At 77.8% G+C, this 5,577-nt stretch carries 3 protein-coding genes and 1 tRNA gene; 2 read left to right on the top strand and 2 right to left on the bottom strand.

Annotation, left to right across the window (positions count from 1 at the left end; genetic code table 11):
• Both ADL22_RS09965 and ADL22_RS09960 read right to left on the bottom strand, forming a co-directional pair.
• Positions 1-3,095: PAS domain-containing protein (locus ADL22_RS09965; protein ID WP_079063983.1), on the bottom strand; the 3,095-nt coding region annotated here is incomplete at its 3' end.
• Positions 3,096-3,288: 193 nt separating this feature from the next.
• Positions 3,289-3,912: an SSI family serine proteinase inhibitor gene (locus ADL22_RS09960; protein ID WP_234430624.1), complete on the bottom strand. Its 624-nt coding sequence runs from the start codon at positions 3,910-3,912 to the stop codon at positions 3,289-3,291.
• Positions 3,913-4,167: 255 nt separating this feature from the next.
• On the opposite strand from ADL22_RS09960, the gene ADL22_RS09955 reads away from it, so the two are divergent.
• Both ADL22_RS09955 and ADL22_RS09950 read left to right on the top strand, forming a co-directional pair.
• A tRNA-Ser gene (locus ADL22_RS09955) sits at positions 4,168-4,258 on the top strand.
• Between the two features lie 161 nt (positions 4,259-4,419).
• Complete coding sequence (locus ADL22_RS09950; protein WP_079063982.1) at positions 4,420-5,463, top strand: GlxA family transcriptional regulator; 1,044 nt, start codon at positions 4,420-4,422, stop codon at positions 5,461-5,463.
• The last annotated feature ends 114 nt before the right edge of the window (positions 5,464-5,577 follow it).

Genomic DNA, 5,577 nt, shown 5'->3' with positions numbered 1-5,577 from the left:
GCCGCGGCCTCCTCGGCGGGGCTGGGGCGGCCCCGGCGGCGGCCGGTGGGGGCGGGGGCGCCTGGCGCGCCGGGCGGGGTGCCCGGGGTGGCGGGCATACCGGGCGCGCCGCCCGTGCTCGTACCCGTAGGCGCGCCGGTAGCCGTGCCCGTAGCCGTGCCTGCGGGAGCCGTCCCCGCACCCGTACCCGCGCCCGGGCCCGTCGTCCCGGTTGCCGGCGGCCCGGCGGGCTCGGCCGGCTGCGCGACCAGGCCCTCGGGACCCGCTACGAACGTGCCGGACGCCTCGGAATCGGCCATCGCCGCGGCCGCGCGCTCCTCGGCGGCGGCCCGCCGCGCCCGCCGCCCGGCCGGGCCGGCCGATCCGGCGTCCCACGCGCCCTGAACGCCCTGCGCGCCAGGGAAGTCCGCGGTGTCCCCGGCGGCGGGAACCGGATGGGCACCGGGCAGGTCGGCAGGCGCGTTCGCGGGGCCGTTCGCCGGGCCGTTCGCGGGGTCGTTCCCGGGCGCGGCCTGGGGGCCGCCGGCGACCGGACGGCGCGCCCGGCGCCGTCCCGTACCGGCGGGCTCCGGCGTACCGTCCGCGGCCCGCACCGGCATCCCGCCGGAGATCGCGGGCAGCGCCGGCGCCTGCTGCCCGGCCTGCGGCTGGGGCGTCCGGTCCGCCGCGGCGGGCGGCAGGGCGAACGGCGCGCGCGGCGCGGCCGCCCCGGCCTCCCCGGACTCCCCGGCCGCTCCGGCCCGTTCGGGCGCCTCGGCCAGCGCGCGCCGGGCCCGCCGCCCACCGGTCGGCACGGGAACCGGCCCCTGCGGCTGACCAGGCTGACCAGGCCGCTGTCCTTGTGCCGGCACCGGTACCGCCCCGTGCGGCGGCTGGCCCGGTTGTCCCGGCTGCCCCAACTGCCCCGGCTGCGGCCCGTGCCCCTGCGCCGGTACGGGGACCGTCGCCGGGGCCGCGCCCGCGCCCTGTGGCCGCCCAGCCTGCTGGCCCTGAACCTGGTTCTGACCCTGTGCCGGTACGGGCACCCGCCCGAGCGCAGGCGTCAGCCCGTGCCCCGGACCCCGCCCCGCACCCCCGGCCGGGCCCCCGCCCCCGGCCCCCGCCGGCAACGCGGGCAGCGCCGCTCCTCCGGGTGCCGCTCCGCCACGCGCCGCCCCCTCAGGGGCCGCCCCTTCCGGAACCTGCCGCGCCCGCCGGCGCCCGCTCGGCGGTACCGCCTCGGCGCCCGCAGCCCCCAAGGGCAGCCCGGCCCCCTGCGTACCGTCGGCCGCCGGACCCTGCGCCGGCCCGGAGTGCCGCGCCCGCCGACGCCCACCGCCGCCGGTGCCGTTCCCCGCACCCGCCGGAGCCACGGCCCCACCGGGACCGCCCGCGCCCGGCACCACGCCCTCGGCACCGCCACCGGCCAAAGCCTTCCCGCCCGCAGCGTCCCCGCCCGCGGCCTTCCCCGCCGACGGCCCATCCCCCGGCCCACCAGCCGTACCGCCACCCGCCGCAGCACCGCCCGCAGCCGAATCACCCACCGCGGACCCGTCCGCCGCCGCGCCATCCGCCGCCGCGCCGTCCGCCGGCTCCTCGTCCTCCACCAGCACCGGCAGCTCCAGCACGTACGCGCTGCCGCGCGCGCCGGAGCCGCCCGGCACCTTGTGCGTCTGGATCAGCCCGTCGTGCATCCGCACGATCCCGCGGACGATCGGCCCGTGCACCGGGTCGCCGCCGCCGAACGGCCCGCGCACCTCGATCCGGACGACCTGGCCGCGCTTGGCCGCCGCCACCACGATCGTCGAGTCACCGGGCACCGGGCGTCCGCCCGCGCCAACGGGAGCGCCCTCGACCGCGGCCGTCCGTCCCGTCGAGTCCACCCCGGCCACGTCCGCGATCAGATGCGACAGCGCCTGCGCCAGCCGCTCCGGGTCGACCAGTGCCGCTATCGGCGGCGCGTGCACCGCGAACTGCGCCCGGCCCGGCCCGATCAGCTCGACCGCGCCCTCCACACCGGCCGCGACCACCTGGTCGAGCGACACCCGGGTGCGGTTGAGCTTCTCCTGGCCGGAGTCCAGCCGCTGGTAGCTGAGGACGTTGTCCACCAGCGCCGTCATCCGGGCGTGCCCGGCGGCGAGGTGGTGCAGGATCTGGTTGGCCTCCGGCCACAACTGGCCCGCCGGGTCGGACGCCAGGGTGGTCAGCTCACCGCTCAGCTCCTCCAGGGGCCCGCGCAGCGACCGCGCCAGCACGGCCAGCAGCTGATCGTGGCGGGCCGCCAGCGCGTCGAGCGGCCGCCGGTCGGTGAACGTCATCACCGCGCCCACCAGCTGGTCGCCGTCCCGCACCGGCGCGGTGGTCAGATCGACGGCCACCGCCCGGCCGTCCTTGGCCCACAGCACCTGCCCGCGCACCCGGTGCTTGCGCCCGGACTTCAGGGTGTCGGCGAGCGGGGTGTCCTCCCAGGGCAGCGCCGAACCGTCCGCCCGGGAGTGGTGGATCAGCGGGTGCAGCTCCTTGCCGCCCAGCTCGCTCGCGCGGTAGCCGAGGATCTGCGCCGCCGAGGGATTGACGAGGACGACCCGGCCCTCGGAGTCGACGCCCACGACGCCCTCCGCCGCGGCCCGCAGGATCATCTCGGTCTGCCGCTGCTGCCGGGCCAGCTCGGCCTCGGTGTCCAGCGTGCCGCTCAGGTCCCGTACGACGAGCATCAGCAGCTCGTCCCCGGTGTAGCCGTTGCGGTGGTCGGCGTAGGCGGCCTCGAAGGCGGACTCGTACGGGGTCCGGCCGTCCTCCAGATTGGCGCTGGTGACCTCGACCGCCAGCTCGGTGCCGTCGGTGCGCCGCGCGACCATCCGCGTCGGCTTCGTCCGGCCCTCGACCTCCTCGTCCCGGCGCCGCATCGACCCCGGGATCCGCTTGGAGTCGAAGGTCGGCAGCAGATCGAGCAGCCCGCGCCCGACCAGGGCCGTGCCCGGCGCCTCGAACATCTCCAGGGCGATCGCGTTGGCGTTGACGACGGTGCCGTTGCAGTTGACGAGCAGCAGCGCGTCCGGGAGGGCGTCCAGTATGGCTGCGAGGCGAGCAGCGCCTCGGGATGGCCTGCTGCTCACGCGACGCTTCCTTCCCTGTTACCGCACCTTGCCGGGCCCACCCTGGCAGGCCGCTGGGAGGGAGTCTACGGGCACATGCCGCGGACGCGGAGGCGGATGACGGCCCGGTAATGCCGCGCCCCGGCGCGACTCGCCGCACGCCCGACATGTGCCCCTCGTCCTGACCTGGCGCGCTACTCCCGCACGAACCGGGTCAGGAAACCGTCGCCGGGAGCATGGGTTCGAAGCGGCCCCAGCGGGCGATCTCACACCCGTTGGTGCGCCGGAACTCCGCGTTGACCGGCCGCCCGGCCCACACCCCGGTGACGTGCGCCCGCGCCGGACCGCCGTACATCATCGTGCACTGCGCGCCCTGCGGCACCGGCGCGAACGGGTCCTTGCCCCAGCGGGTCATGCGGTCCAGCCGGTCGCAGGCGCGCCGGGCGTCGAAGTGGTTCCCGCCGCGGGGGTGGCAGTACAGCTCGAACCTGCCGTCCGTGCGCGCCGACCCGGACTCGGTGACGGTGATCGTCAGATGGTCCCCGCGCCGCGGACCGCCGAACGCCCCGGACGTACCGGACGTACCGGACGGGCCGGACGGGCCGAACGCCTCGGCGGACTCCCCGGGCGCGTGGCGGGAGGGCAGCGGCAGGGGCGCGGCGGTGGCGGCCGGCGCCCCGGCGAACGCGACGGCGGCGGTGGCCGCGGCGGCGGCGACCAGCGCGAGCGACCGGGGCCGGGGGGACGGGGCCGAGGGCGAGGACGAGGACAGGGACGGCGACGTCGACAGGGACAGGGACAGGGACAGCGACAGGGACGGCATCCGGCGACGGAACATCACGGGCTCCTGAGACGGGTACGGGCGGTAGCGGTACGCGCGGTCGCGGCACCGGGGCACCGGGGCGCACCACCGCGCGCACGCGGCCGCGGCCCCGTCTCTCTAACGCCCCCGCGCCCGCGACGTTGCGCCGCAGGAACGTCTTTGCCGGGTGGGGCGCGGGGCTAGTACCGTAGGGGGCGATTGGTGACAGGCCGCCGGGCTGTGTCATCATCTGGTCACGCCACATCGCGCTCACGCGCGTGGAGGGTGTGTGGAGGCGTCGCCTAGTCCGGTCTATGGCGCCGCACTGCTAATGCGGTTTGGGTTTTAACGCCCATCGAGGGTTCAAATCCCTCCGCCTCCGCTTCTGCGGTACTCCCCGGACCCGGTCCCTGCGACCGGGTCCGGTTTTTTGTGCGCGCCCGCCGGGGCGCTTTGTCCGCCGCCACCGGGCCGCGTTTCCGCGTACGGTCCCGGGCCTCCGCCCAGGCCCTGCCCTCCGCCCCCAGGCCCTACCCTTCGGTCATGTCCCTGCCGCCGCGGCCGACGACGACGCCCGAGGCGCGCGCCCTGGCCCCCCGCACCCCCGCTCCCCGCACCGTCGTCATGCTGGCCTTCGAAGGCGCCCGACTGCTCGACATCACCGGCCCGTTGGAGGTCTTCAGCTCCGCCGCCCGGCTCGGCGCCCGCTACACGGTCCGCCTCTGCGCGCCCGACGGCCGCCCGGTGACCACCGCCTCCGGCACCCGCCTCTCCGTCGACACCGCCCTCCCGGAGATCCTCGCCGGCCTGCCGGGCACCGGTGCCGACCCCCTGGACACCGTCCTCGTCCCCGGCGCCGAGGAACTCACCCAGGGCCGCTTCCCGCCCGGCCTGCTGGACGCCGTACGCGCCCTGGCCGCCCGCTCCCGCCGGATCGCCTCGGTCTGCGCGGGCGCGTTCGCGCTGGCCGGCGCCGGGCTCCTGGACGGCCGCCGGGCCACCACCCACTGGCGCCACACCGCCACCCTGGCCGCCCGCCACCCCGCCCTCACCGTCGACCCGGACGCGCTCTACGTCCGCGACGGCGAGGTCTACACCTCCGCCGGGGTCTCGGCCGGTATCGACCTGGCGCTGGCCCTGGTGGAGGCCGACGAGGGCCCCGCCCTGGCCCGCGAGGTCGCCCGCGACCTGGTCGTCTTCATGCAGCGGCCGGGCGGCCAGTCGCAGTTCTCGGTACCCGCCCGCACCCCGCGCCCCCGGCACGACGTGCTGCGCGCCCTCCTGGACGCGGTCGCCGCCGACCCGGCCGCCGACCACTCCAACACCGCGCTGGCCGCCCGCGCCGGCCTCAGTCCCCGCCACCTCGCCCGGCTCTTCCGCGCGCACACCGGCACCACCCCGGCCGGCTACGTCGAGGCGGTCCGCCTGGAGGCCGCCCAGCACCTCCTCGCGAACGGCGAAACGGTCACCGCCACCGCCCGCCGCACCGGCATCGGCACCGACGAATCCCTCCGCCGCCTCTTCCTCCGCCGCCTGGGCATCACCCCGTCCGCGTACCGCTCCCGCTTCCACACCACGACCCGCTGAGGGTCGGCGCCCCGTCCACCCGTAGGGCAACGGCCCCGCCCCCACCCCGTAGGGCAACGACCCCGCCCCCACCCCGTAGGGCAGCGGCCCTGCCTCCACCCCGTAGGGCAACGG

Origin of the sequence: Streptomyces sp. NRRL F-4489, assembly GCF_001509485.1 — a bacterium.
Lineage (GTDB): Bacteria > Actinomycetota > Actinomycetes > Streptomycetales > Streptomycetaceae > Streptomyces.
Note: the sequence above shows the minus strand (reverse complement) of the source record. Positions and strands in the feature narration are given on the sequence as shown.

Bases quoted from the DNA above. Each gene is read 5' to 3' on its own strand.
- ADL22_RS09950 (WP_079063982.1), top strand. From the start codon at position 4,420: ATGTCCCTGCCGCCGCGGCCGACGACGACGCCCGAGGCGCGCGCCCTG.
- ADL22_RS09960 (WP_234430624.1), bottom strand. From the start codon at position 3,912: ATGTTCCGTCGCCGGATGCCGTCCCTGTCGCTGTCCCTGTCCCTGTCC.